Origin of the sequence: Mesorhizobium sp. C395A (assembly GCF_030323205.1) — a bacterium.
In the GTDB taxonomy this organism is placed as follows: Bacteria; Pseudomonadota; Alphaproteobacteria; order Rhizobiales; family Rhizobiaceae; genus Mesorhizobium.
Genome location: NZ_CP100473.1, coordinates 67,918 through 94,162 on the forward strand (window position 1 = coordinate 67,918; position 26,245 = coordinate 94,162).

Annotated in this window: 27 protein-coding genes; 12 read left to right on the top strand and 15 right to left on the bottom strand. The window is 64.2% G+C overall.

Going from position 1 to position 26,245, the window contains the following annotated elements; all coding sequences use genetic code 11:
- Position 1: 1 nt before the first annotated feature.
- Positions 2-2,839, top strand: coding sequence for a nitrate reductase (locus NLY37_RS00315; RefSeq protein ID WP_023740574.1), 2,838 nt, complete (start codon positions 2-4; stop codon positions 2,837-2,839).
- Positions 2,840-2,971: 132 nt separating this feature from the next.
- Here the strand turns inward: NLY37_RS00315 and NLY37_RS00320 are convergent, their stop codons facing one another.
- From NLY37_RS00320 to NLY37_RS00340, 5 genes are read right to left on the bottom strand one after another with little or no spacing between them, the layout of a single operon-like run.
- Positions 2,972-4,267: an NAD(P)/FAD-dependent oxidoreductase gene (locus tag NLY37_RS00320; RefSeq protein WP_023732255.1), complete on the bottom strand. Its 1,296-nt coding sequence runs from the start codon at positions 4,265-4,267 to the stop codon at positions 2,972-2,974.
- Entirely contained in the window at positions 4,264-5,247 is a 984-nt protein-coding gene (locus tag NLY37_RS00325; RefSeq protein ID WP_023732254.1) for a branched-chain amino acid ABC transporter permease, read from the bottom strand. The genes NLY37_RS00320 and NLY37_RS00325 overlap by 4 nt, the downstream gene beginning before the upstream one ends.
- Positions 5,244-6,152 (bottom strand): branched-chain amino acid ABC transporter permease, encoded by a 909-nt coding sequence (locus NLY37_RS00330; RefSeq protein ID WP_023710022.1) that lies wholly within the window; start codon positions 6,150-6,152, stop codon positions 5,244-5,246. Before NLY37_RS00330 ends, NLY37_RS00325 begins: the two co-directional genes overlap by 4 nt.
- Positions 6,149-6,898 carry a branched-chain amino acid ABC transporter ATP-binding protein gene (locus tag NLY37_RS00335; protein ID WP_023732253.1) on the bottom strand — a complete coding sequence of 250 codons (750 nt, stop codon included), beginning with the start codon at positions 6,896-6,898 and terminating at the stop codon, positions 6,149-6,151. Before NLY37_RS00335 ends, NLY37_RS00330 begins: the two co-directional genes overlap by 4 nt.
- Positions 6,895-7,695 (bottom strand): ABC transporter ATP-binding protein, encoded by an 801-nt coding sequence (locus tag NLY37_RS00340; protein ID WP_023740575.1) that lies wholly within the window; start codon positions 7,693-7,695, stop codon positions 6,895-6,897. The genes NLY37_RS00335 and NLY37_RS00340 overlap by 4 nt, the downstream gene beginning before the upstream one ends.
- A gap of 123 nt (positions 7,696-7,818) precedes the next feature.
- Here NLY37_RS00340 and NLY37_RS00345 point away from each other — a divergent pair, with 123 nt between their 5' ends.
- Genes NLY37_RS00345 through NLY37_RS00370 form a run of 6 tightly spaced genes read left to right on the top strand, consistent with a single transcriptional unit; the run spans position 7,819 to position 12,158 of the window.
- Positions 7,819-8,541 (top strand): GntR family transcriptional regulator, encoded by a 723-nt coding sequence (locus NLY37_RS00345; RefSeq protein WP_023682687.1) that lies wholly within the window; start codon positions 7,819-7,821, stop codon positions 8,539-8,541.
- 1 nt (position 8,542) lies between these two features.
- Positions 8,543-9,031, top strand: coding sequence for a DUF3830 family protein (locus NLY37_RS00350; RefSeq protein ID WP_023740576.1), 489 nt, complete (start codon positions 8,543-8,545; stop codon positions 9,029-9,031).
- Positions 9,032-9,385 carry a TIGR04076 family protein gene (locus NLY37_RS00355; RefSeq protein WP_023682686.1) on the top strand — a complete coding sequence of 118 codons (354 nt, stop codon included), beginning with the start codon at positions 9,032-9,034 and terminating at the stop codon, positions 9,383-9,385.
- A complete protein-coding gene (locus tag NLY37_RS00360; RefSeq protein ID WP_023682685.1) occupies positions 9,382-10,437 on the top strand; it encodes an aldo/keto reductase in 1,056 nt (351 codons plus the stop codon). The genes NLY37_RS00355 and NLY37_RS00360 overlap by 4 nt, the downstream gene beginning before the upstream one ends.
- Entirely contained in the window at positions 10,434-10,862 is a 429-nt protein-coding gene (locus NLY37_RS00365) for a hypothetical protein (RefSeq protein WP_023667860.1), read from the top strand. Before NLY37_RS00360 ends, NLY37_RS00365 begins: the two co-directional genes overlap by 4 nt.
- 36 nt (positions 10,863-10,898) lie before the next feature.
- Positions 10,899-12,158 (top strand): ABC transporter substrate-binding protein, encoded by a 1,260-nt coding sequence (locus NLY37_RS00370; protein WP_023704754.1) that lies wholly within the window; start codon positions 10,899-10,901, stop codon positions 12,156-12,158.
- An 81-nt stretch (positions 12,159-12,239) separates the two neighbouring features.
- On the opposite strand, the gene NLY37_RS00375 is transcribed toward NLY37_RS00370, so the two are convergent.
- From NLY37_RS00375 to NLY37_RS00400, 6 genes are read right to left on the bottom strand one after another with little or no spacing between them, the layout of a single operon-like run.
- Positions 12,240-13,262, bottom strand: coding sequence for a LacI family DNA-binding transcriptional regulator (locus NLY37_RS00375; RefSeq protein WP_023740577.1), 1,023 nt, complete (start codon positions 13,260-13,262; stop codon positions 12,240-12,242).
- Positions 13,256-14,047: a transporter substrate-binding domain-containing protein gene (locus NLY37_RS00380; RefSeq protein ID WP_023704756.1), complete on the bottom strand. Its 792-nt coding sequence runs from the start codon at positions 14,045-14,047 to the stop codon at positions 13,256-13,258. Before NLY37_RS00380 ends, NLY37_RS00375 begins: the two co-directional genes overlap by 7 nt.
- 11 nt (positions 14,048-14,058) lie before the next feature.
- The gene (locus tag NLY37_RS00385; protein WP_023667864.1) at positions 14,059-14,985 is read right to left on the bottom strand and encodes an isoaspartyl peptidase/L-asparaginase; all 927 of its coding nucleotides are present in this window, start codon (positions 14,983-14,985) and stop codon (positions 14,059-14,061) included.
- Between the two features lie 2 nt (positions 14,986-14,987).
- On the bottom strand, positions 14,988-15,722 hold the full coding sequence (locus NLY37_RS00390) for an amino acid ABC transporter ATP-binding protein (protein ID WP_023699816.1): 735 nt from the start codon (positions 15,720-15,722) through the stop codon (positions 14,988-14,990).
- 1 nt (position 15,723) lies between these two features.
- The gene (locus NLY37_RS00395) at positions 15,724-16,395 is read right to left on the bottom strand and encodes an amino acid ABC transporter permease (RefSeq protein WP_023704757.1); all 672 of its coding nucleotides are present in this window, start codon (positions 16,393-16,395) and stop codon (positions 15,724-15,726) included.
- A complete protein-coding gene (locus NLY37_RS00400; protein WP_023695231.1) occupies positions 16,395-17,066 on the bottom strand; it encodes an amino acid ABC transporter permease in 672 nt (223 codons plus the stop codon). Before NLY37_RS00400 ends, NLY37_RS00395 begins: the two co-directional genes overlap by 1 nt.
- Positions 17,067-17,244: 178 nt before the next feature.
- Between NLY37_RS00400 and NLY37_RS00405 the strand changes: the two genes are divergently transcribed.
- Complete coding sequence (locus NLY37_RS00405) at positions 17,245-17,415, top strand: hypothetical protein (RefSeq protein ID WP_023740578.1); 171 nt, start codon at positions 17,245-17,247, stop codon at positions 17,413-17,415.
- Between the two features lie 10 nt (positions 17,416-17,425).
- Here the strand turns inward: NLY37_RS00405 and NLY37_RS00410 are convergent, their stop codons facing one another.
- The 4 genes from NLY37_RS00410 to NLY37_RS00425 form a co-directional block, all read right to left on the bottom strand.
- Positions 17,426-18,535, bottom strand: a complete 1,110-nt coding sequence (locus tag NLY37_RS00410; RefSeq protein ID WP_023740579.1) for an alcohol dehydrogenase family protein — start codon at positions 18,533-18,535, stop codon at positions 17,426-17,428.
- A gap of 9 nt (positions 18,536-18,544) precedes the next feature.
- On the bottom strand, positions 18,545-19,924 hold the full coding sequence (locus NLY37_RS00415; protein ID WP_023740580.1) for an aspartate aminotransferase family protein: 1,380 nt from the start codon (positions 19,922-19,924) through the stop codon (positions 18,545-18,547).
- Positions 19,925-19,955: 31 nt separating this feature from the next.
- A complete protein-coding gene (locus NLY37_RS00420; RefSeq protein WP_023740581.1) occupies positions 19,956-21,449 on the bottom strand; it encodes an NAD-dependent succinate-semialdehyde dehydrogenase in 1,494 nt (497 codons plus the stop codon).
- A 130-nt stretch (positions 21,450-21,579) separates the two neighbouring features.
- Positions 21,580-22,068, bottom strand: a complete 489-nt coding sequence (locus NLY37_RS00425) for an Lrp/AsnC family transcriptional regulator (RefSeq protein WP_023740582.1) — start codon at positions 22,066-22,068, stop codon at positions 21,580-21,582.
- Positions 22,069-22,150: 82 nt separating this feature from the next.
- On the opposite strand from NLY37_RS00425, the gene ehuR reads away from it, so the two are divergent.
- The 4 genes from ehuR (at position 22,151) to ehuC (ending at position 26,227) form a co-directional block, all read left to right on the top strand.
- Entirely contained in the window at positions 22,151-23,536 is a 1,386-nt protein-coding gene (ehuR, locus tag NLY37_RS00430) for a MocR-like ectoine utilization transcription factor EhuR (RefSeq protein ID WP_286441262.1), read from the top strand.
- Positions 23,537-23,660: 124 nt separating this feature from the next.
- Positions 23,661-24,446, top strand: a complete 786-nt coding sequence (gene ehuA, locus NLY37_RS00435; RefSeq protein ID WP_023667873.1) for an ectoine/hydroxyectoine ABC transporter ATP-binding protein EhuA — start codon at positions 23,661-23,663, stop codon at positions 24,444-24,446.
- 63 nt (positions 24,447-24,509) lie between these two features.
- Positions 24,510-25,361: an ectoine/hydroxyectoine ABC transporter substrate-binding protein EhuB gene (gene ehuB / locus NLY37_RS00440; RefSeq protein WP_023686968.1), complete on the top strand. Its 852-nt coding sequence runs from the start codon at positions 24,510-24,512 to the stop codon at positions 25,359-25,361.
- 206 nt (positions 25,362-25,567) lie between these two features.
- A complete protein-coding gene (gene ehuC / locus NLY37_RS00445) occupies positions 25,568-26,227 on the top strand; it encodes an ectoine/hydroxyectoine ABC transporter permease subunit EhuC (protein WP_023667875.1) in 660 nt (219 codons plus the stop codon).
- Positions 26,228-26,245 lie beyond the last annotated feature (18 nt).

Consider the following 26,245-nt stretch of genomic DNA (forward strand, 5'->3'; position numbering starts at 1 on the left):
CATGGAACTTGGCGAAGCGCGCGAGGTGAGGACCACCTGCCCCTATTGCGGAGTGGGTTGCGGCGTGCTGGCGAAGGTCGCCGCGGACGGTGAAGTCAGCGTCCGCGGCGACCCCGACCATCCAGCGAACTTCGGCCGGCTCTGCTCCAAGGGCTCGGCCCTCGCCGAAACCATCGACCTCGACGGCAGGCTACTCTACCCGGAAATCCGCGGCCGCCGTGCCGGCTGGGACGAAGCGCTCGATCTCGTCGCTTCGACCTTTTCGCAAACCATCGCCGAGCACGGTCCGGACTCCGTCGCCTTCTATGTCTCCGGCCAGTTGCTGACCGAAGACTATTATGTCGCCAACAAGCTGATGAAGGGCTTCATCGGCTCGGCCAACATCGACACCAATTCGCGGCTATGCATGGCCTCCTCGGTTGCCGGCCACCGCCGCGCCTTCGGCTCCGACACCGTGCCCGGCACCTACGAGGATCTCGAGCTCGCCGACCTGATCGTGCTGGTCGGCTCCAATCTCGCCTGGTGCCATCCCGTGCTCTTCCAGCGCATCGCGGCGGCCCGGGAAAAACGACCGGAGATGAAGGTCGTGCTGGTCGACCCTCGCCGCACCATGACCGCTGATATCGCCGACATTCACCTAGCGATCGCGCCGGATGGCGACGTTGCTTTGTTCACTGGTCTGCTCGCCTGGCTCGGCCAGCACAACGCACTCGACCGCGCTTACATCACCGCCCACACGACCGGCTTCGGGCAAGCGCTCTTCGCTGCCTCGAAACTCGATCTTGCCGGCGTTGCCGCCGCCACCGGCTTGAGCGAAGAGGAGCTTGCCCGCTTCTATAGCCTGTTTGCCACCACCGCAAAGACAGTGACGGTCTACAGCCAAGGCGTGAACCAGTCGTCTTCGGGCACTGACAAGGTCAACGCCATCATCAACTGCCATCTCGCCACCGGCCGCATCGGCAAACCTGGGGCAGGACCGTTTTCAGTGACCGGCCAGCCCAACGCCATGGGCGGCCGCGAGGTCGGCGGCATGGCCAATATGCTGGCCGCCCATATGGAGATCGAAAACCCCGAGCACCGCGACCGCGTGCAGCGTTTCTGGAATGCGCCGGCCGTCGCCCCAAAGCCCGGTCTGAAGGCGGTCGAGATGTTTCAGGCGGTGGCCGCCGGCCGCATCAAGGCATTGTGGATCATGGCCACCAACCCGGTCGACTCGATGCCGGATGCCGATGCGGTCGAGGGGGCGATCAAGGCTTGCCCGTTCGTCGTGGTTTCGGATGTGCTGGCGAGCACGGACACCATGCGCCACGCCCATGTGCGGCTGCCCGCCGCCGCATGGGGCGAGAAGGACGGCACCGTGACCAATTCAGAGCGCCGCATCTCGCGCCAGCGCAGCTTTCTTGCTGTGCCCGGTGAGGCGCGGCCGGATTGGTTGATCGTCGCCGAGGTGGGCAAGCGGATGGGGTTTGACGAGGCGTTTTCCTATTCGTCGCCAGCGGAAATCTTCGCCGGACACGCCGCGCTGTCCGGGTTCGAGAATGACGGCGCACGGGATTTTGATATTGGCGCTTATGCTGGTGTTGATAAGGAGGCCTATGCAGCGCTTGAGCCTTTCCAATGGCCGGCGCCGAGCCCAGCCACCCCCCTCTGGCCTGCCGGCCATCTCCCCCGCAAGGGGGGAGATCAGCCGTCGCCTCGGCCTTCGCCAATTACCAACGATGCAGAAGATATGCCGGCGTCAAAGCTGCCAATCTCCCCCCTTGCGGGGGAGATGTCCGGCAGGACAGAGGGGGGTGTTCAAGCGGGACTTGACCCTTCCAGCACCCGCTTCTTCGCCAACGGCAATTTCTACAATCCCGACCGCAAGGCCCGCTTCATCGCCATTCGTCCCATCGTCGAGACACACACCAGCCCGGACTATCCGCTGATCCTCAACACCGGCCGTGTTCGCGACCATTGGCACACGATGACCCGCACTGGGAAAAGCCCACGTCTCTCCCAGCACATGGCCGAGCCCTTTGTAGAGATCCACCCGGCGGATGCCACGCATCACGGCATTGGCGACGCCGACATCGTGCGCGTCTCCAGCCCGCGCGGCGATGTGCTGGTGCGCGCGCTGGTGACGGCACGCCAGCGCCAGGGCAGCGTGTTTGCGCCGATGCACTGGACTGACCAGTTTTCGGCAAAAGGCCGGCTCGACACGCTGACCGCGCCTCTGACCGATCCGGTTTCCGGTCAGCCTGCGCTGAAACATGTCGGCGCCCGCATCGAGAAGTTCGCCGCGAGAGCCTTCGGCTTCGCCGTGGTGCGCCGCAAGCCGGTGGCGGTCGCAGCAGATTACTGGGCCGTGGCCAAATGCAAGGGCGGCTGGCGGGTGGAGCTTGCCTTTGCTGACGACGACATCGACTGGGCCGGTTTTGCTGGTTCGCTTTTCGATGTTCCCGTAGCCGATACGCTCGCTTATCACGACCGCGATACCGGCCAGCATCGTATTGCTGCCTTCGACGACCAGCACCTCGCCGGGGCTTTGTTTATCGCGTCGGGACCGGTGGCGGTTTCGCGGGGTTGGGCGGCACAGCAACTCCAGGAGGTTCACACCAGCCAGCGCGAACGCTTCAGGATCGTCGCCGGTCGCGCCGGCGCCGATCGGCCCGATGCGGGCGCGACCGTCTGCTCCTGTTTCAGCGTCGGGGTCAACCAGATCGCGGCGGCAGTGGCAGCCGGGTGCGCGACAGTCGAAGCCATAGGCGGCGCCCTGAAGGCCGGCACAAATTGCGGCTCCTGCCGGTCCGAGATCCGGGCGGTCATCCAGGCCAATCGGGTTCAGGCTGCGGAGTAGATGCGGCTGGCTGGGGAGGGGATCTGACGATATCCTCTTGGGCCACCATGGTCATCGATTGCGGAAGGTGGTGGCGGTCCTTTTCGGGCCGCCATGAGCGCGCCGGCAGGGGGGATCACCTGGCTTGGCTGTCTAATCCAGCCGGTCGCGCAGGATGCTCCAGGGGAGCAGCATATTCGGTGCATAGCGCACGAGCTTATGCAGCGGGATCGGCGCTGGCGGCGCGAAGGGGAGCGGCAGATCGCGGGCGTCCGTTCCGCTCGCCCAGTCCGCCAGCACTTTGCCCATTGCCGTGGTCATGGCGATGCCGCGACCGTTGCAGGCGAAGCCGGCGATCAGGCCCGGGCCGAGGTCGATGAGACGCGGCAGGAAATCCGGCACCACCGCCGCCACGCCTGTCCAGCTGTAGGCAAGCGGCGGCAGGTCAGGCAAATCGAGATGCCTGGCGAGCCGTCGCCAGATCGTTTGCGGCATGCGCGTCTCAGCGCCGGCTCCGACGACATGCATGCCGCCGCTGATCAGCCGGTTCTGGCCATCGAAGCGGCACGTGAACAGGTTGCGCCTGGTGTCGCCGACGCCCTGGCCGCCGGGCAGCAGGCGCGCGCGTATGGCCCGCGACAGCGGCGCAGTGGCGATCTGGAAGACTTTCAGCGGGATATAGGTCCGCGCCAGTGTCCGGTTCAGTGCCCCGCCATAGGCGTTGGTGGCGATCACCACCTTGCCCGCACGCACGGCGCCGGATGCGGTCGTCAAGGTCCAGCCATCCGCAGCGCGGTCAATGGAAGCGACGCGCGTCTGCTCGAAGATCCGCGCGCCGGCTTTTTCGGCGGCATCGGCTAGGCTGCGCGCATACTCGACCGGATTGAGGACGCCGCCAGATCTGTCCATCCAGCCGCCGGCATAGCCGTCGATGCCGGTGAGCTCCGTGACCGCCATGGCATCGAGCGCAACGGTCGGCCTGCCCCGCGCCGCCCATTGCTCGGCGCGCGATCGCGTCTTTTCCAGCGCGGCGGACGAATGCGCCGGCTGGATCCAACCATTCTGCACAGCGTCGCATTCGATGCCGTGCCGCTTGATCAGCCCGAAGACCAGGTCGGCGCTGCCGGCGGCGAAGTCAACCAGGCGCCCGCCGCGCTCGGGTCCGAGTTCGGCGATGATGTCGTCTGGATCCCGCTTGGCGAAGTTCGGAACGACGAAGCCGGCATTCCGGCCGGTCGCACCCCAGGCAAGGAATTCGGCTTCAAGGACCGCGACCGAAAGCCCTTTCTCGGCGGCATGCAATGCCGTCGAGAGGCCGGAAAAGCCGCCGCCAACGATTGCGAGATCGACGTCGAGCCCGCCTTGCAGCGTGCCCCGGTCGCGGCGGTTGCGGCTGACGGCATGCCAGAGTGAAACGCCATGCACGTCTTGCCGGATCATGGCATTCATGGTCCGGCCTCGTTCTCGCTGGCCGCCGCCTTTGTCTGTTTGCCGGGCTTCGGCCGGCGCGGCCGGTCGCCGAACAATCCGTTAGGCCGGATCAGCAGGATGACGCAGAGCATGACGCCGATGGCGACGATCTGCAGCGAGGCCGCGCGTGCCTGCTGCTCGGGCGCAAACAGCACGCTGGTCAGCGTGCCCGACCCCGCCCATATCGCCCAGACCAGGATGCTGCCGGCGATGGCGCCGGCATTGCTGCCCGAGCCGCCGACGATCAGCATCACCCAGACCTGGAAGGTCAGGATCGGCAGGTAATTGTCCGGCGCGATGAAGCCGGTGAAATGCGCCTGCAAAGCGCCGGCCAGCGCCATGATGGCGCCGCCGACGGCGAAGGCCTGGACGCGGTAGAAGCGCGCGCTCTTGCCTAGCGAAATCGCCGCTCGCTCGTCCTCGCGCAGCGCCTTGAGCACGCGGCCCCACGGACTGCGTGACAGGTGCTCCAGAGCGAGATAGGCCATCAGCGTCACAGCCGAAACGACCGCGAGGTTCGACAGGTTGAACAGCAGCGGCGTCTCGGCAAGGCTGCCGAAAGGACGCGGAATGAAGCCGATGCCGAACGGGCCGCCCGTGAGTTTCTGCGCGTTGAGCGCGACCAGCTGCACGACGACGGCGACGCCGAAGGTGGTGATCGCCAGGTAGTCTGATCGCAGACGCAGCGTGGCCATGCCGGTAAGTGCTGCGGCGATACCGCCGACGATCATGGCGCCCGCCCAGCCGGCCAGGATCGGCAGACCGAAGCCGCCGAAGCGCGCGGCATCGTCCGGGGTCGTGAGCAGCGCCGATGTATAGGCGCCGATGGCGACGAAACCGGCAAGGCCGACATTGAACAGGCCGGTCAGCCCCCACTGCAGATTGAGCCCCAGCGTGACCAGCGAAAAGATCAGCGCGGTGGTCAGGAAGAAGGCGCCGTAGCCGAGCAGGTCCATCAGCGTTCCCTCACACCAAACAGGCCGATCGGCCGCACGAACAGCACCGCCATCAGGATGATGAAGGAGATTGCGGCGCGCCATTCGGCGCCGATCAGCTGCACTGCGCCGGCTTCGGCGAGGCCGATGATCAGGCCGCCGAGCACGGCGCCTGGAATGCTGCCTATGCCGCCGAGAATGGCGGCTGCGAACATCGGCAGCAGCATGTCGAAGCCCATGAACGGGCGGATCTGCACCAGAATGCCGATCATCACGCCGGCCACGCAGGCCAGCGCCCCGCCGATGATCCAGGTGACGCGCACCACGGAGGCAACATCGATGCCGACGATGCGGGCCAGGGCCGCATTCTGGCTCAGCGCCTGCATGGAGCGGCCGGTCTGCGTGCGGGTCATCAACAGATGCACGCCGAGCACCAGCACTGCGGTCAGCAGCAGCAGCGCGATCTGATCGGGCGTGATGCGGATGCCGAAGCCGACCGGCATGGCGATCTGGATCGCCCGGCTGAAATAGGTCGGGCGTGAGCTGAAGGTGAATTCGAGCAGGCTGCGCAGCGCCATCGAGGCGCCGAAGCTCGCCATCACCACGATGATGGCTTGCCCCTGCGAGCGCAGCCGCGAAAACAGCACCTTGTCGAGCAACAGCGCCAGCAGGGCGGTGAAAGCCATGCCGACAACCAGCGCAACCAGCAGCGGCCAGCCGAAGGATAGCGGACCAATGGGCGCCACCTTGCCGAACATCGCGCCGATGGCGCTGACGACGGCGAGCGTCGCATAGGTGCCCCAGGCCATGAAGTCGCCATGGGCGAAGTTCGAGAAGCGCAGGATCGAGTAGGTCAGCGTCACGCCGATGGCGCCAAGGCCGATCATCGAGCCGGTCAGCAGCCCATCGACGACAAATTGCAGGCTCATGCCGCGCCTCCCTTGCCGACGGGGGACGGGCGTTGGCCGAGATAGAGTTCGGCGACGACAGGATCGTTCCACAGTTCGGAAGCAACGCCCTCGTGCCGGTCCTTGCCGTCGACCAGCACATAGGCGCGGTCGCCGATGGCAAGCGCTGCCTTGGCGTTCTGTTCGACCAGCAGGATGGTGACGCCGGACTTGCGGATGCCGGCCAGCATCTCGAACACCGTCGATACGAATTTCGGCGACAGGCCGGCCGACGGTTCGTCGAGTACCAGCACCTTGGGATGGACGATCAGGGCGCGCGCGACGGCAAGCATCTGCCGCTGTCCGCCCGACAGATTGCCGGCGGCGGTGCGGCGCTGGCGGACGAGGTCGGGGAAGGCCGTGTACATTTCCTCGATGCGGGCAGGGATTTCGCGTCGCTCGAGGATGCCGCAGGCGACTTTCAGATTGTCCTCGACCGACATCAGCGGGAAGATGTTCTCCGTCTGCGGTACGAAGGCCAGGCCGAGCCGAACCATGGTGTGGGCGGGAGCAGCAGTTATGTCCTTGCCGTCCAGGAACACCGCGCCGCCGGTGATCGGGACAAGGCCGGCGATCGCCTTGATGAAGCTCGACTTGCCGGCGCCGTTGGGACCGAGCACGACGACGATCTCGCCCTTGCCGACGGTGATCGAGGCGCCGCGCACGATCGGCACGCCGGGCTCGTAGCCGGCTTCGAGGTTGCGCACGTCGAGGACGGTCTCGTTCATGTGGCGCCCCCGAGATAAGCCTCGATGACGCGCGGGTCGCGGGCGACCTCTTCCGCCGTGCCTTCGCTGAGCAGTTGACCGCTCGCCATGACGAGGACGCGATGGCAGAGCCGCGTCACCATGTCGATATTGTGCTCGATCAGCAGAAAGGTGATGCCGTGCGCGTTGATGTCGCGGATGCGGTCGATGATGATCTCGAGCAGCGTTGCGTTGACGCCGGCCGCCGGCTCGTCGAGCAGGATGATCGCCGGATCGGCCATCATGACGCGGGCGAGTTCGAGCAGCTTGCGTTGACCGCCGGAAAGCACGCGCGCCGGTTCGTGCGCCAGCCGAGCGAGCGAGACGAGCTCGAGCAGCTCGAGGGCCTTTGCCCTGGCTGCTCTTTCCTGTGCCGCCACTCGCCACGGCGTGACGAAGTTGGCGAGCAATTTTTCGCCGGCTTGGCCCTGCGCCGCCAGCATGATGTTTTCGATCAGCGTCAGATTGGGCAGGGGGCGCGGGATCTGGAAGGTGCGGCCAAGACCACGGCCGATACGCAGATGAGCGGCTTCGCCGGAGACGCGCGTGCCATTGAGCAGGATATCGCCGCTGGTTGGCAATATGCTGCCCGCCAACAGATCGAACATCGTCGTCTTGCCGGCGCCATTCGGCCCGATCAGGCCGAGGATTTCGCCCGCTTTGACATCAAACGAGACATCGTCGACGGCGACAAGGCCGCCAAAACGCCTGACGACGTTTCGTGCCGTCAGAACTGGCGCACGGGTCTCCTGCCGTTGGCGCTCCGCTGCATCGCTCATCAAACCCTCTGGCCGAAGACGATGTTGTCGCCTCCTGATTTTTGATTTGTGATCACACTTGCGTTGATCACGCTATTCGGCTTTAATTTCATTCGCAAGCCGAAAACGGGGCAAATGCCGGTAATGCAGAAGGCTGCCATCGACAAGAACAACGGGACGATCGCAGCCCAGCTTACGCCGGTCGGCCGCGAGACGGTGCAGGATCGCGTCTATTCCGAGTTGCGCCGTGCTCTGATCGGTGGCCTTTTCGAGCCAAACCAGGTGCTGACTATCCGCGGTCTCGCCGATGCGCTGGTCACCTCGACCATGCCGGTACGCGAAGCGCTTGGACGGCTGATCACGGAAAAGGCGCTGGAGGCGCTGCCCAACCGCTCGGTGCGCGTGCCGCCGATCACGCTGGAGCGCATCGACGACCTCCTGCGCGCCCGCTCACTCATCGAAGGCGAAGCGATCGCGCTTGCCGCCACGCGTATGAGCCCGCGCCAGATCGCTTCGATCGAAGCCATGCTGGGCGAGTGGGACGAGATGCGGGCCCTGAAGCACAAGAAGGATATCGACCGCGAAGCGACGCTCAACCAGAGCTTCCATTTTGAGATCTACCGCTGCTGCGGCTCGGCTGTGCTGATCCCGATGATCGAAAGCCTCTGGCTTCAATCGGGACCCTGCATCCGCGTCGCCATCTATGCCTTCTCCGAGGCCGGCGAGGTCGATACCGCGCACTATCACCGCGGCATTGTCGCGGCACTTGCCAAACAGGATGCGCTAGCGGCGCGCGAGGCGCTGGTAGCCGACATCAGCCGCCCCTTCGCCTTCCTGCGCGACAAACTTCAATCGGCGAAGGACTGACATGCCCAAGCCCGCCATCGGCATCACAGAACCACGCTCGAAGCTTTCCGTGACGGCGCTGCTATTGCCCGAAAAGGCGCCGGAGAATGCCGCCTTCCTGCTGGCTTATCTGGCGCAGCCACGCATCATCCCAGGCATCCATGCGATGTGGACAGGACCGGAAATCTCGTGCCCGGTTCCGTCAGCCGATCTCCACGGCCAGGCCTATGCCCAGTCTTTGCCACCGGAGAATGCAACGCTGACGCCGCAGCCCGGCGATATCGTGCTGTCCTATGTGCCGCCACGCGTGTGGGGCGGCAATCCCAAAGCCATCTTCGATATCGGCCTGTACTACGGGCAGGGGGCGCGGCTGCTGTTCCCGATCGGCTGGCTGGCCGGCAGCGTGGTCGCGCAAGTGCTTGCCGGAGAGCGCGATCAGTTTGCCGCCGCCTGCGGCGTTATCCGCCGCAACGGCGCCTGTGACATCACCTTCAGCCTGGTGGAGGCCTGAATGGCCGACGACAGTTTCGAACTCTTCGATCTGCGCGTCGAAGCGGTCATCCCCGAGGGCAAGCCGGTCTATTGCGGCGCCAGGGCCGGCGACTATTTCGAACTCAAGGGCGAAATGCTGTCGCTGCCGGCGGGGCAGGGTTTTTCGATTTACTCGATCTCCGCCGTGTTGCCGCTCCTGGCGGCAAAGCAGCGCCCGACGCATGCAAATGACTGGATGACCTCGGATGCCGAGATCGCCTGTCCCGATCCCAATTGCGCCAGCCGGCTGCGGATCGTCAGGCTGGCCAAGCGGCGGTTCAGCCATGCCCAAACCACGGCTGTGCCGCTGCCGAAGGAGACCGACAAAAGATGAGCGCCAGGACCGTCGAACTCAGCCCCGGCTATACGATCTCGCGCGTCATCCGCGGCGGCTGGCAGCTGGCCGGCGGCCATGGCGCTATCGACCGCAGGCAGGCCGTGACCGACCTCATCGCCACCTTCGATGCCGGCATCTGGACCTATGATTGCGCCGACATCTACACCGGCGTCGAGGAACTGATCGGCGCCGCGCGCCTGCGGCTGGCCGGCGAGCGCGGTCTCGATGTTGCGGCCAGGATGAAGGTGCACACCAAGCTGGTGCCGGACCTCGAACGACTGGCAAGCATCAGCCGCGACTACATCAGGGGCATCGTCAATCAGTCGCTTCGCAGGCTGAAGACGGAGCGGATCGATCTTGTGCAGTTTCACTGGTGGGATTATGACCAGCCTCGTTACGTCGAGGCGATGGGTTGGCTCGACGAGCTTCGGCTGGAAGGCAAGGTGCGCAATCTCGGCACCACCAATTTCGATACGCCGAGGCTAGCCGAAATCCTCTCCGCGGGCATCCCGCTGGTCAGCCAGCAACTGCAATATTCAGTGCTCGACCAGCGGCCGGCAAACAGCCTTGCGGACCTTGCCGCTAAGAACGGTGTCCGCTTCCTCTGCTACGGCTCGGTGGCGGGCGGCTTCCTCAGCGACAAATGGCTTGGCGTGGCCGAGCCCTCCACGCCGCTCGAAAACCGCTCGCTGGTCAAATACAAGCTGATCATCGACGACTTCGGCGGCTGGGAGCTGTTCCAGTCCCTGCTCAAGGCGCTGAAAGCGGTCGGCGATCGCCACGGCGTCGACATCGCCACCATCGCCTCGGCATGGGTGCTCGAGCAGCCGCAGGTCGCGGCCGTCATTGTGGGTGCGCGCAACCAGGCACATGCGCTGGCCAATACGAAAATCATGGACGTCGCGCTCGACGCCGACGATCGCGCGCGGATTGCTGCCGCCATCGCACAAGGCACCGGCCTCGCGGGCGATGTCTACGCGCTGGAGCGCGACCGTCATGGCCGCCACGGCTCGATCATGCATTACAACCTCAATGCGGGGAAGAAATGAGCGGAGAGCCTTCCCTTTTTTCGCGTGCCAGCGCTGAAATCATCGACCTGCATCGCTTCTTCGTCGACTGGTTTGTCGCCGCGCGAGCCGACGCTGTGGAGTTCGGCCGCTTCGAGGCTGTCATGGGCGAAGGCCTCACCATGGTGGCGCCGAATGGCCAGATCCTCGATCGCGACGCGGTCGTAGATCATGTCCGGACAAGCCGCGCCACTTGCGACGACGGTTTTGCCATATCGATCGAGGACATCAGGCCGGGTTGGCAGGACGCGGACACGATCGTCATCTTCTACATCGAGGCGCAACTGCGCGCCGGCAAACACAGTCGCCGGCAGTCCAGTGCGGTCTTCACCACCAGTTCATCGGCACCAAACGGCGTCGAATGGCGGCATCTGCATGAGACCTGGCTGCAGGCGCCGGAAGGCTGAACAGGCAAAAGTTCAAACAAGAAAAGGGGAACGGCAATGAAGAAGACGATACTTCAAATCACCACAGCACTGGCTCTCGTGACGATGGCCGGCGCCGCACACGCAGCGGACTGCAAGATCACCGTCGGCCTGGTCATGGAGCTCACCGGTCCGGCCGGCGAATACGGCCAGGCCGGCGCGAAGTCCGTCGAAATGGCCTTCCGCGACATCAATGAAGCCGGTGGCGTACGCGGCTGCGATCTCGCAACCGACACGCGCGACAGCCAGAGCCAGGGCAATATCGCGGTCGATGCCGCGACCCAGCTGGTACAGGTCAAGAAGGTGCCGGTGATCATCGGCGGCATCATCTCCTCGGTGTCGATCCCGATTTTGACCTCGGTCACCGGGCCGGCCAAGATCGTGCAGGTGTCGCCGGCTTCGTCCTCGCCGACGCTGACCGCCCTTGGCCGCGACGGCAAGACCAACGGCATCTTCTTCCGCACCATCACGTCGGACGCGCTGCAAGGCGTGGCCGCCGCCAAATACGCCATCGACAAGGGCTTCAAGAAACTGTCGATCATCCATGTCAACAACGACTTCGGCGTCAACATGGTGGCCGAATTCTCGCGTGCCTACAAAGCGCTCGGCGGCACCATCGTCTCCGACACGCCCTACAACGAAAAGCAGTCGAGCTATGCTTCGGAAGTGACGGCGGCGATGGGAGGCGAGCCGGACGGACTCTACCTCGTCAGCACGCCGGTCGACGGCGCAACGGTCGCCCGCACCTGGATATCGCAGGGCGGCGTGCAGAAATTCCTGCTCAATGACGGGATGAACAGCCCGGACTTCATCGAATCCGTCGGCGCCGACTATCTCAAGGATGCCTATGGCACCTCTTCCGGCACCAGCCCGACGGCCTCCACCGACTACTTCCTGAAAAACTACAAGGAGTTTTCGGGTATCGAGCCGTCGAACCCGGCAGCCGACCGTTCCTATGATGCCGGCGCCATTGTCGGCCTCGCCATTGCCATTGCCGGCTCCGAGGATCCAGCCAAGATCAAGGATGCCATGTACAAGGCGGTCGATCCGGCCGGCACACCGATCTTTGCAGGCAAGGACGAATTCGCCAAGGCGCTCGGCCTGATCAAGGATGGCAAGCCGATCCGCTATGAAGGCGTCATCGGTCCGGTCAGCTTCGACAAATATGGCGACATCACCGGCCCGTTCCGGTTGTGGAAGATCGTCGACGGCAAGGTGACGACCGACGGTGAAATGACAACCGACGACGTCAACGCGCTGCAGGCGAAATTGCAGTAGGCGCTGGTACATTGTCCGGCGCGATCTCCGTTCGATCTCTGGGAGATCGACGCCGGACAAGCAGTCCAACATCGGCGCTAGTTACGCGGTCAAGCGCGAAATCAGCCGGGTCAATATAACGACAGGCGGCTGGCCGGGCATGAAGACCTGCGGATTGGAGAGGGCGCCAACGATATGACCCACATAGTCTGATTTGTCGTAGCCGATTGACGATATCGGGTAGGCGTAGAAATTGGTCAGGGACACATTGTCGAAGCCATAGAGGCGGAAGCGGCTGGGCCGGTTGTCGGGGAAATCCGCCCGGCAGACATCCAGAACACCCATGGCCATCGCGTCGGACGTACAAAAGACCGCATCTGGACAGCCGCGTTCCGTCAGGCCGACTGCCGCCGCATGACCCGACTCGTAGGAATAGTCTCCCTGGATCGTCTGCAGCAGTTCAATTCCATGATGCCGGAACGCTCCGAGGTAGTGGCCGATGCGCAGCTGTTCGACGCGCGAGGACGAACGGCCGGTCAGCAGGCTGGCCGTGCGCACGCGCTTGGCCGCCGCATCCGCCACGGCCTCGGCGATGCCGACGCCTTCATCGGGAATGACGGTGGGTGACAGATCGTCATGCAGTCCGTTCAGCATGATGACCAGGTCCGAGCGAAACATGCGCCGCACCGTCGCTGCATCGGCAAAGTCGGAGAACACCACGGCGGCATCGACATGATAGGCAACGCCGTTGCGCAGAAAATCCTCGACCCCTTCCGCCGAGCCGATGCGGATGAGGATGACCTGCTTGCCGATCGACTGGATTGCGTCGAGCAGCCGGTCGAACAGGTCGAGATCTGAAAGGTCGTGAATGTGGTTGACCACGACGGCAACCAGATTGACGGTCTTGGTGGTCAGGCTTTGCGCCAGGAGATTGGGTTTGTAGCCGAGCTGCGCGGCGGCCTGCACGACACGTTCGCGTTTGTCCGCCGAGACCGGTCGCGGTCCGCTCGACAGCGCACGGCTGGCCGCGGCACGCGACACGCCTGCCAGCCGCGCGACATCGGCGATCGTTGCGACGGCGCCTCGAGTGTGCGCCGATCGGTTACCGGTAGTGGGTGTCACCACAGCGGGTTGAGCGCCGGCGGGTTGGAGTCCGGCCCCCACCACTTCTTGTAGGTCGTCTCATAGGTGCCCGACTGGATGAAGTCGGACACGAACATGTCGAGCCAGCGGACGAATTCGGGATCGCCCTTGGCGACCGCGATGCCGATCGGATCGTTGGAATAGAGGCCAGGCAGCGTCACCAGGCTCGGTGTCTTGGTCGCGAGGTAATCGAGCAGCGAGGAATCCTCGATCGCCGCATCGACGCGCTTCTGTTGCAGCTGCAGAACCCCGTCGGGCGCGAACTGGTCGACATAGACGAGCTCTGCTTCCGGCACGGCCGCCTTGAGGAAGGTTTCGCCCGTGGTGCCGCGGCCGACGACAACCTTCTTGCCGGCGAGCCCCTTGAGGTCGGTTATCCCGGCATCCTTCTGGACGATGACGCGCAGCCCGGCCCGGTTGTAGGGGATGGTGAAGTTGACGGTCTTGGCCCGCTCGAGCGTTGCCGAGGTGTTTGCGACCGCGACATCGATCTGTCCCGACACCAGCATGGAAATACGGGCATCGCCCGAGACGTCGACGAACTCGACCGGCACCCCGAGCTTTTGCGCCAGCAGCGTCGCGACATCGACATCGTAGCCGACAGGGTTGTTTTGTGCATCGCGAAAGCCGATCGGCTCGCCGCCGAGCGATACGCCGATGCGAATGGTGCCGCGTGAGCGGATGTCGTCAATCATGCCGGCAAGGGCCGGAAAAGCCGAACCGGCCACGATGGCCAGCGCGGCGAAGGCACGCACTACGGTTTTCATGGTTCCTCTCCTTATTTTCTAGTGACACGTTTTGCTGCCCGCAATTCGGGTGCGGGCATGGAATCCTTCCAGAGCCAGTAGCGGACCTCGCCCTCGCATCTGAAATTCACCACCTCGTGGTTCTGCTCGGCGTCGACGGCGTGGATGACCACTCCGGCCAGGAAGCCGGTGTCGAGTTCAGCCAGTTCCTCGACCGCCAGCGCGACCGCATCCGACAGGGATCGGCCAAGCTTCATGGCCAGCACGACGGTCCGTGCGGTGGCGCAGCGCATCGTCATCTCGCCGGTATGGGTGCACGCCGCCGCGCCATAGCGGCTGTCGGCGTAAAAGCCTGCGCCGGGAATGGGAGAATCGCCGAGCCGGCCCGGATATTTCCACGCCCAGCCCGAGGTCGAACTCGCGGCATGGACGCCGCGCCGCGCATCCGCCGACAGGAAGACGGTGGTGTCGCGGACCCGCTCGGGATCGGTGATAGTACGGCTGAGCGGCGCCAGATCGATATCGGGGAATTTCGCCAGCTGTTGCGGTGTGAGTTCCTGTTGCAGCCGCTCCCACCAGACGCGCTTGCTGTCCTCGAACAAGACTTCGTCTTCGGCAAAACCGATTTCGCTGGCAAAGCGCCGCGCCCCTTCGCCGGTCAGCATCACATGCGGCAGGCGCTTCATTACCTGCTGCGCCAGGGCAGCGACCGCCAAGGTCCTTGGCACGGCGCCGACTGAACCGACCTCTCTTGTATTGCCGTCCATGACGCCGGCGTCGAACTCCATCTCGCCCAGCATGTTCGGCCAGCCGCCATAACCGACGCTGCGAACCTTGACCTCTTTCTCCACCATGCCGATGCCGGCAACCATCGCGTCCAGGCTGACGGCGCCATCGCGCAGCATTTGCACCGAGGTTTCGAATCCCGGCCATGCTTCGTTGTTGGCTAACAGCAGCATTCCTAGTCCTTGCGCATCTTGGAGAGAAACTGCGCAACCCGCGGCTGCGCCCGGCCGCCGTCCGCGGCGAAGAAACGATCCGTTGGCAGATCGACCACCAGCCTGCCCTTGTCGAGGAAGACGATGCGGTTGGAAATCTCGCGCGCGAATTCGATCTCGTGGGTGACGAACAGCATCGTCGTGCCTTGCGCGGCGAGCTTTGCCAGGATGGCCAGCACCTCGGAAGTCATTTCCGGGTCGAGCGCGCTGGTCACTTCATCGAGCAGCAGATAGCGCGGCTGCATGGCGAGCGCCCGGCAGATGCCGACACGCTGGCGCTGCCCGCCCGACAACTGCGCCGGGTAGGCGTTGGCCCGATCGGCGAGGCCGACGGACTCGAGCAGCTTGCGCGCCAGCGCCTCGGCCTCAGGGCGCGGCATCTTCAGCACCTCGATCGGGGCGAGCGTAATGTTCTGAAGCGCGCTCATATGCGGATAGAGGTTGAACAGCTGGAAGACGGTGCCTGAGCGCTTGCGCGCCTCGGCCAGCTCCTTCGGCTTGCTGACATCGAAATCGTCGACCGTGATGCGGCCCGACTTCAGCTTTTCGAGGCCGTTGATGCAACGGATCAGTGTCGACTTGCCGGACCCCGACGACCCGAGGATCGAGACCACTTCGCCGGGCGCGATCGTCAGGTCGACGCCGTCCAGCACAGTGACCTCGCCGAACGCTTTGTGCACGTTTTCGATCTTGAGCATGTTAAAGCCCCCGCCAGGCGCTGTGCGCCCGCAGGCGGTTTTCAAGACGCTCGCCAAGCAGGGCGACCAGCTTTGCCGCGCCATAGTAGAGCAGCCCGACGACGGTCCAGACCACGAACGGCTTCAAGGTTCGCATGTTGAGGATGTGGCCAATCTTGGTCAGGTCGACGACGCCGATGACAGAAATCAGCGACGTCACCTGAAGCTGGTTGACCAGCAGCGCGACGAGCGGGCCGACCGCGAAGGCGGCAGCCTGGGGCGAAACGATATGGCGCAGGACCTGCCACCGGGTCAGGCCGAAGACACGCGCGGCCTCGACCTGCTCGCGTTCGATCGACTCGATCGCCGAGACCGCGATGACATAGACGAATGCCGCGGTGTTCGCCGACAGAGTGATGGTCGCTGCGGTGACCGGCGTCACCCTTATATGCAACAGCGCCGGCAGGCCGAAGAACACCAGGAACAGCTGCACCAACACCGGCGAGTTCTTCAACAGCTCCGACAGGAAGGTGACGACCTGGGCCAGAACCGGCACACGGTAGAACCGCACCAGCGCCCAGCTCAGGCCAATCAGCAGTCCGATCAGAGAGGTGACGAGAAACAGCGCGACGTTGGTGCCGAGACCTTGCGCCAGCAGGATCAGGTCGTAGGAGGTGAAATCGCTGAACCGCATCAGCCGACCGCCTCCATCATGTCCCGATTGAGATGGCGGTGGAGCAGGGTGACGCCCAGCGAAACCAGATAAGTCAGGGCCGCATAGGCACAGAGCAGCACCACATAGACCTCGAAGGGCCGATAGGTCTGCGAGACCACGATCTGGGCTGAGCCGGTGAGCTCGTTGAGCGTGATGGTCGAGAGGATCGAGGACGTAAGGATCATGTTGATGAGCACGGATCCGAGCGGTCGCACGGAGGTGCGCAGCGCAATCGGCAGCACGATGCGGGTAAAGATCTTGCGCCTGGACAGGCCGCTCACTTCAGCGGCGTCGATGATGCCCTGGTCGATGGCGAGGATGCCGGCTCGAATGATGTCGGAGGCATAGGCGCCGCCGGCAATGGAAAGCGCCACGACGCCGGTGGTGAAGGCGTCGATGTAAATGCCGAGCTCGGGCAGGCCGTAATAGAAGAAGAACAGCTGGACGATGAACGGCACATTGCGGAAGAGATCGACGTAGACGAAGGCGATCCGTCGAAGCAGTGCCGAGGCGGAGGTGCGTGCGATCGCCACCAACGCGCCCATGACGACGCTTCCCACCAGCGACAGCGCGCAAGCCGCCGCCGTAAGTTCGGCGCCGCGCGCCAGAAAACCCAGATGCGGGAGCAGAATGGACAGATCGAAATGCACCGGCGGTCCCCAGTGAAACCGGTTTCACTCTTTTGGCTTTCGCCTCGTCTGTCAAGATGCAGGGTCTGGTTGCCGGCCTGTGGCTTGCATTCGTTGCGATGATTCCGGTTCGCCTCATGCGCGCTATGTCTCAAGCGCCGGCAATTCGCCGCCGGCTTTCAGCTCGAGGACGCCGCCTATGCCAGCGGCGCGTCGCCGCAATCCCTCGGCCATGGCGGCTGGGGGCGGCGCGCTCGATTTTGCCGATCCCGGCGCCGGTGTCGGATTCGGCTACGTCACCAACCGCATGCTGGGTTTCGACGACTCCACGCCGCAAGGTGTTGATGATGCCGTTTACGACGAGCTCTGACGTAGGGGCGTTATGTGCGGATATTCGGGTTCCACATGGCGTCCGGCACGATCACCAGCTTGCCGACGAAGTCCTTGGCGATGAAGTCGGCCTGCGCCTTGTGGAAATCGGACAGTTTGTAGACACCGCCGACCAGCGGCCGGATTTTCTTCGCTTCGATGTATCCAACGATGCGGCGGAAGTCGGCGCGCGTCCCCTGGCTCGATCCGTGCAGTTGCAGCTGCTTCAGATACATGGTCCGGAGATCGAGCTGCACAACCGGACCGGCAATCGCGCCGGCGGTGGTGTAGCGGCCTTCGGGCCTCAGGATGCGCAAGAGGTCGTTGAAGATCGCGCCGCCGACGAGATCGGCGACCACATCGATCGGCTGGCCGCCAGTGGCTTCATTCACGGCGGCGGGAAGATCGGCAACCCCACGGGTAATAACCGCTTCGGCGCCGATGTCGCGCACCGCCTGCTCCTTGCCCTTGCCGACGACGGCGTAGGGAATGGCGCCGCGCGCCCGCGCCAGCTGCACGATGCCGGAACCGACGCCGCCTGAGGCGCCCGTGACCAGCACGCGCTCGCCGGCTTTCAGCCCGGCGCGTTCCAGCATCTGCTCGCCGGTGAGGTAGGCGCAGCAGAAAGTGGCGAGTTCGATGTCGCTCATCCCGGTGTCGACGACATGAGCGTTCTCGGCCGGCACTGTCTGGTACTCGGCATACCCGCCATCGCGACCGTGGCCCATATAGTCGATGTCGGCGAGGGAATCGTCGTCGCGGTTGTAGATCGAAAAATCGACCATTACCCGTTCGCCGATACGGCCCGGGGAAACGCCTTCGCCGACGGCAGCGATGGTGCCGACCGTGTCGGTGCCCTGGATGCGCGGGAAGGTAAGCGTGTTGCCTTGCCGCCGCCACGTCGACACGGCGGCAGCGTCCTCCTCCGTGCCATAGGCGCCCTGGCGTACCCAGACATCGGTGTTGTTCATACCGCAAGCGCTGACCTTAACCAGCACCTCGCCGGCGGCAGGCACAGGCACTTTCACATCGCTGCGATAGACGAGCTTTTCCGGTCCGCCATGCCCGGTGAGCAGCACGGCGGCCATGGTGGCGGGGAGGGTCTTGGTCATGGCATTCATGGGTCGATCTCAGAGATTGGAAAACACGCTGTTGACGGCATCGGCGGTTTTCGAAACGACGATGTCGGCTTCCTCACGCGTCAGGCAGAGCGGCGGCGCGAAGCCAAGGATGTCGCCCTGCGGCATGGCGCGGCCGATGACACCGCTGGCGGCAAGTGCTGTCGCCACCTGCGGCCCGATCTTGAGCGAAGCATCGAAGAACACCCGGTCGTCCTTGTCGGCGACGAACTCGACCGCCGCCAGCATGCCGTCGCCGCGCACGTCGCCGACGTGTCTGTGGCCGCCGACAGCCTTGGTCAGTTCGGCGCGGAAATAAGCGCCGGTCTCATCGGCGTTCGTCACCAGGTCCATCTCGTCGATCAGTTCGAGATTGGCGACACCTGCGGCAACGCAGATCGGGTGCGCCGCATAGGTCCAGCCATGGCCGAGCGAACCGAGCTTGTCGGAGCCCTGCACCAGCACCTGCCACATCTTGTCGGCGACGATGACGCCCGACAGCGGCGCATAGGCCGAGGTCAAACCTTTGGCGATGGTGATCAGGTCCGGCTTGATGCCATAGTGGTCGGAGCCGAACATGGTGCCCAGACGGCCGAAGCCCGTCACCACCTCGTCGGCGACCAGCAGCACGTCATATTTCTTCAGCACCGCCTGGATTTTCTCCCAGTAGCCGGCCGGCGGCGGCACGATGCCGCCAGTGCCGAGAATCGGCTCGCCGATGAAAGCGGCGACGGTTTCGGGACCTTCAGCCAGGATCATCTCCTCAAGCTTGTCGGCGCAATGCTGCGAGAACTGCTCCTCGCTCATCGAGCGGTCGGCGCGGCGGAAATAATAGGGCGCCTCGGTGTGCAGGACCGGTGCGCGCGGCAGGTCGAAGGCATTGTGGAACAGGTCGAGCCCGGTCAGTGATCCCGTCATCACGCCCGAGCCGTGATAGCCGCGCCAGCGCGAGATGATCTTCTTCTTCTCCGGCCGGCCCAGCACATTGTTGTAGTACCAGATCAGCTTGATGTTGGTTTCGTTAGCGTCGGAACCGGAGAGGCCGAAATAGACCCTCGACATGCCCTTCGGCGCGCGGTCGATGATCATCTTGGCCAGCGTGATCGACGCCTCGGTGCCGTGGCCGACATAGGCGTGGTAGTAGGCGAGGTTCTTCGCCTGGGTGGCGATGGCGTCAGCGATCTTCTGGCGGCCATAGCCGACATTGACGCAATAGAGCCCGGCGAAGGCGTCGATGCTCTTCCTGCCATTGTTGTCCCAGACGGTGACGCCCTCGCCGCCGGCCATGATGCGGGTCGGCGATTCACCCCGCGCATGCGTGCCCATATGGGTCGAAGGATGGAAGAAATGGTCGCGATCCCAGGCGTTGAGTTCGTTGGACTGGTCGAGCATTTTTTGACTCCTTGAGAGATGGCCGGACGGACTATGCGACGTCCAGACAGAGGTACTTCAGATCGGTGAAAGCTTCGAGCCCGTGGCGCGAGCCTTCGCGGCCGATGCCGGATTGCTTGACGCCGCCGAAGGGGATCGGCGCTCCGGTGATCTTGACGCGGTTGATGGCGACCATGCCGTAGTCGAGCGCGCGGCCCATACGTTGCTGGCGGGCGCCGTTCTCGGTAACGACATAGGCGACGAGGCCATATTCTGTGGCGTTGGCACGGGCGATCACCTCGTCCTCACTGTCGAACGGCGTGACGGCGGCGACCGGCCCAAAGGTCTCCTCGCGCATGATCAGCGCTTCGTCGCTGACATCGGCCAGCAACGTCGGCTGGTAGAACAGCGGCCCGGCCTGATGCCGCTTGCCGCCGGTGAGGCAGCGCGCGCCACGAGCGATGGCATCGGCGACCTGTTCCTCGACCTTCGTCACGGCGCGCTCATGCATCAACGGTCCGATATCGATCTTGTCGCCAAGCCCATTGCCGGTCCGCAGCGCCTCGATACGCCTGGCGAAGGCGGCGCAGAAGCGATCGTAGATCGGGCGCTGGACATAGATGCGGTTGGCGGCAAGGCAGTCCTGGCCCGATGTGGCAAACTTGGCATCGATGGCGATGTTCACGGCCTTGTCGAGATCGGCGTCGGCAAAGACGATCAGCGGCGCATGGCCGCCAAGCTCCATCACCAGCCGCTTCATCGTCGGAGCACTCTGTGCCGCGATCAACCGGCCGATCTCCGTCGAGCCGGTAAAGCTCATGGCGCGGACGCGCGGGTCTTCGCACATGCGCCCGACGATCGTTGCCGCCTTGCCGGTGATGATGTTGAAGACACCTGCGGGCAGGCCGGCACGTTCGCCGAGTTCGGCCAGCGCAAGCGCCGACAGCGGTGTCTCGGATGAAGGATGCGCGACGATGGTGCAGCCGGCCGCGAGAGCGGCGGCCGCCTTGCGGGTCAGCATCGCCGCCGGAAAATTCCAGGGCGTGACGACGCCGACAACGCCGAGCGGCTCGCGCCTCACCATCATCTCGGCATTCGGCAGATGGCTGGTGACGCTCTCGGCGTTAGGGCGCTTTGCCTCTTCGGCATACCATTCGACGAAGGAGGCGGCGTAGTCGATTTCGCCAAGCGATTCCTGCAGCGGCTTGCCCTGTTCCAGTGTCATCAGCAGGGCCAGATCATCCTTGGCTGCAATGATCAGCTCGAACCATTTTCGCAGAATTTTGGACCGCTCCTGCGGCAGCAACGAACGCCAAGCCGGAAAGGCACGTGCGGCGGCGTCGATTGCTTTGGTCGTCTGCCCGGCATCGAGCGCCGCGACAAATGCGACAGTGGTGCCGGTCGCCGGATCGGTAACCTCGAAACTCTTCGCCGCTCCGCTTGCCGTCCAGTGACCGTCAACATAGGCGAGATCGCGCAGCAGCCGGCGGTCGGCGAGGAGATCAAGCGCTTCGTGGCGATGCGAGCGGGCGAAATGCGCGGACATGGTCGAGGCCTCCCGGTTCGGACTGATGCGGGAAGACTATCGGCCAGAAGCAGACAGAGAGGCTGTTTGCATGGCTTGAAGGAGAGAGAGTCTCTCTATTGTGTCGTTCCGGCAGATATTCTCTCCGGCTTCACGACGATGCGGGCAGCAGGTCGGCGATGGGGAGAACGATCTCTTCCTTCACCGTCTTGGTGACGATGTAGGTGAAGTAGCGGTCGATGCCGATCTCGCGCTCCAGCAAGCCGTCGACCAGCCGCTGATAGGCGTCGATGTCGCGCGCCATCACCTTCACCACATAGTCGACGCCGCCGCCAACCGACCAGCAGGCGACGATCTCGGGGATGTCGCGGATGACGCGTTCGAAGCGGTCGAAATCGGCCTGGCGATGGCTGGCCAGCGTCACCTCCATCAGCACCGTTGCGACCGGCGCCACGACGCGCATGGCGATCCTTGCGTGATAGCCCGAGACGATGCCGGCCTTCTCCAGCTTGCGCAACCGCATCCAGCACGGCGTCGGCGACAGCCCGACCTGTTCGGCCAGCGCCAGCTTGGTGATGCGCCCGTCGCGCTGGATGGCGTCGAGTATCCTGAGGTCGACCGCGTCGAGTTTCGATGTCATCGGCGTCCGCTTTTTGTCGGCATCACCATGACGGCGCATTATTTCGATTGTCAATTGCACTGATTTCGATCTCTATTAAGTCATGACATCATGGCAACCCGACCCTGCGCTCATCCGCCGGCCAGCCTATCAAACGCTGGCCGACCAGTTCGCCCGCGCCATTCATGACGGGCGGCTGGCCAAGGGCGCGCGGCTTCCAACGCATCGAAGGCTGGCAGACGATTTAAAACTGTCGGTGCAGACGGTCAGCCGCGCCTACGAAGAACTGATCCGGCGCGGCCTGATTTCGGGCGAGATCGGCCGTGGCAGCTTTGTCCAGACGCAGCGCCGCGACCCGGAGCCGCCCTATCTGCCGGAGCGCCTCGGCGAGGTCATCGATCTGTCAATCCTGAAGCCGGTCTGCGAGCCGATGCATTTGGAGCGGCTGAAGCAGGCGCTGGGCTGGCTGGCCGAAAACCTGCCATCCAGTTCGGCGTTGTCGTTCCGGCCCAACATGGTGTTCCCGCGTCACCGCGCGGTGGCTGTCGAATGGCTGAAACTGTGTGGGCTCGACACCTCCGCACAGAATATCAGCCTGACCAATGGCGCGACCGCCGGGATGACCGTGGCGCTGATGAGCGTTGCGCCGCCGGGATCGACTGTCGCCACCGAGGCCATCGGCCACCACACGCTGGTGCCGCTGGCGCGCTATCTCGGCTTCAACCTGGAAGGCCTGCCGATCGACGGCAATGGCTTGATCCCCGAGGCGCTGGACGAGGCCTGCCGGCTCACCGACATTCGCGCGGTATTCGTGCAGCCCTCGGTGATCAACCCGACGGCGACGCTGATGGACGCCAGACGGCGCGAAGAGATCGCCGCGGTCGCGCGCAAGCACGACATCGCCATCATCGAGAACGATGTGCTGGGTCCCTTGGTGGAGGACCGGCCGCCGCCTGTCGCGGCCTTTGCACCGGAGCGCACGCTCTACGTCACGTCCTTCACCAAGATCACCGTACCTGGCCTGCGCATCGGCTATCTCGCAGCGCCGGATCGCTACGTCGCGGCGGTGGCCAACCGGCATCTAGTGTCGAACTGGATGGCGACGCCGCTGGTGGCCGAGATCGCCACCAAATGGGTGACCGACGGCACCGCGATGGAACTCGTCCGCTGGCAGCGCACGGCCTTACGCCGCCGCCAGGATATCGCCGCCGAGGTGCTGGCCGGGGTCGACTACCGCGCCAGGCGCGACGGGCTGCATGTCTGGCTGCAGCTGCCACCCGACCGCGCCGAGGAGAGTTTTGTCGCCCAAGCCCGTTTGCAAGGCGTGGCAATAGCGCCCGGCACCTCTTTTCGCATTTCGGATACGCCTTGGCACCCGGCGGTGCGCATCTCGCTAGGCTCGACCACCGAGGGGGAACTGCGCGCCGGCTTAGGCGTTGTCACCAAGCTGCTGCTTGGCGATCCGGAGCATCTGCTGCTCGCTATCTGAGCGGAAATTGCCCTGAAATCATGCAGCGCCGGAAATATTGTCATGATTTTATTTTCCCAATTGACATGATTTGGCGCGTTCCCCATCGTTAAGGGCACAGGCTTCTCCAGCAGGGGAAATTCATTTGTCCACACCCATCATCAAGGTCGACGCCATTTCGAAGAGCTTCGGCTCGTTCAAGGTGCTGGACGGCCTGTCGATGCAGGTCATGCCCGGCGAGAAGCTGGCGCTGATCGGCCCGTCCGGCTCGGGCAAGACGACGATCCTGCGCATCCTGATGACGCTGGAGAAGATCGACGGCGGCCATATCCAGATCGATGGCGAGCAGCTCTACCACATGGAGCGCAACGGCCAGCTGCTGCCCGCCGACGAGCGGCACCTGACCAAGATGCGGCAGAAGATCGGCATGGTCTTCCAGCTGTTCAATCTGTTTCCGCACAAATGTGTCATGGATAACGTCACGCTGGCGCCGATGCTGACCAAGGGCACGCCTCGCGCCGCCGCTGAAAAGCGGGCCATGGAACTGCTCGACATGGTCGGCATGGCCGACAAGGCGAAGTCGATGCCGGCGCAGCTGTCCGGCGGCCAGAAGCAGCGCGTGGCGATTGCCCGTGCGCTGGCATTGTCGCCGAAGATCATGCTGTTCGACGAGGTGACGTCGGCCCTCGATCCGGAGCTGGTCGAGGAGGTGATGAATGTCATGCGCAAGCTCGCCGCAGAGACCGACATGACCATGCTGCTGGTCACCCACGAGATGGGCTTTGCCCACGACTTCGCCGACCGCGTGCTGTTCTTCGACCGCGGCAAGATCGTCGAAGAGGGCAAACCAGACGAGATTTTCCGCCATCCAAAGCAGGAGCGCACGCAAGGCTTCCTGAAGAAGATCATCGCGGCCGGACATCGTGTCTGACCGCTTTGCGGGGCGGAAGACCGCCCCAGACAAAACCAAGAAGACAACAAGGAGTTGGGAACAATGAAGAAACTTGGCATTCTGGCCGGCGTCGCCGGTCTCGCACTGACGGCGGTGCTCGCCGCGTCGAGCACCGGTTCGGCCGATGACGGCAAGCTCGAGCAATTGAAGGCACAGGGCTTTGCCCGCGTCGCCATCGCCAACGAGCCGCCCTATACTGCGGTCGCTGCCGACGGCAAGGTTTCGGGTGCGGCGCCCGACGTGGCGCGCGAGGTCTTCAAGCGCCTCGGTGTTGCCGACATCGTCGCTTCCATTTCGGAGTATGGCGCGATGATTCCCGGCCTGCAGGCCGGCCGCTTCGACGTCGTCACCGCCGGCCTGTTCATGAAGCCGGAGCGTTGCGCGGCGGTCGTCTATTCCGAGCCGGTGCTGTGCGACGCCGAGGCGATGCTGGTGAAGAAGGGCAATCCGAAGGGCTTCAAGAGCTACGAGGACGTCGCCAAGGACACGTCGGCCACCATCGGCGCGCCGGGCGGCGGCACCGAGGAGAAGCTGGCGCTCAACGCCGGCGTGCCGCGCGAGCGCGTCATCGTCGTGCCGGACGGCCAGAGCGGCCTGAAGATGCTGCAGGACGGTCGCATCGATGCCTATTCGCTTCCCGTCCTGTCGATCAACGACCTCGTCAAGAAAGCCAACGATCCGAACCTCGAAGTCATCGCCCCGGTGGTCGGAGCGCCGGTCTATTGCGACGGCGCCGCCTTCAAGAAAGGCGATGAGGCCCTGCGCGATGCCTTCGATGTCGAGCTCGCCAAGCTGAAGAAATCCGGCGAGTTCGCCAAGATCATCGAGCCCTACGGCTTCTCGGCCGCAGCCGCGATGTCGACCACGCGGGACAAGCTCTGCGCGGCGAAATAGCGCCGTTTTTGCCTTCTCCCTGTTCACGGGGAGAAGGTGGCCCGAAGGGCCGGATGAGGGGCGGCGCCAGGTTCTGAGAATTTAGCGCTGCCCCTCATCTGCCTGCCCGTCCTCCGCAGCAGCTGCGCTGCAGCTTCGGAGGGTGGACTGGCATCTTCTCTCCGTGAACGGGGAGAAGGAAGCTAACCGCCAACGTTGGAACCCGAATGACCCAGTGGTCCGGCTACCTCGGCCTGATATTGCAGGGAGCGCTTGTCACCATCGAGCTGACGCTGATGGGGTCGGTGCTCGCCCTGATCATGGCCTTCCTCGCCGGCATGGGCCGCGTGTCGCGCTTCTTTGCGCTGCGCTGGCTGGCCACCGCCTATATAGAATTCTTCCGCGGCACCTCGATCTTCGTGCAGCTGTTCTTTGCCTATTTCGTGTTGCCGTTGATCGGCCTCGAACTGACCCCGCTGCAGGCGGGTGTGCTGGCGCTGGGCCTCAATGTCGGCGCCTATGCGGCCGAGGTGGTACGCGGCGCCATCCAGTCGGTCGGCCGCGAACAATATGAAGCCTGCATCGCGCTCAACCTCGGCCGCTGGCAAGGTATGCGCCATGTCATCCTGCCGCAGGCGCTACTGGTCATGCTGCCGACCTTCGGCAACAATGCCATCGAACTGCTCAAGGCGACCTCCGTGGTGTCGCTGATCTCGCTCGCCGATCTCACCTTTCAGGCGCAGGTCGTGCGCTCGCAGACCGGCAACACGCTGGCGCCGTTCACCACCATCCTGATCATCTATTTCGCCCTGGCGCTGATCATCTCCTGGGGCGTGCGTTCTCTGGAACGCCGCATGGCGCGCGGCCTCGACGGGGTGCGCGTCTGATGGCCAATGCCCTTCTGA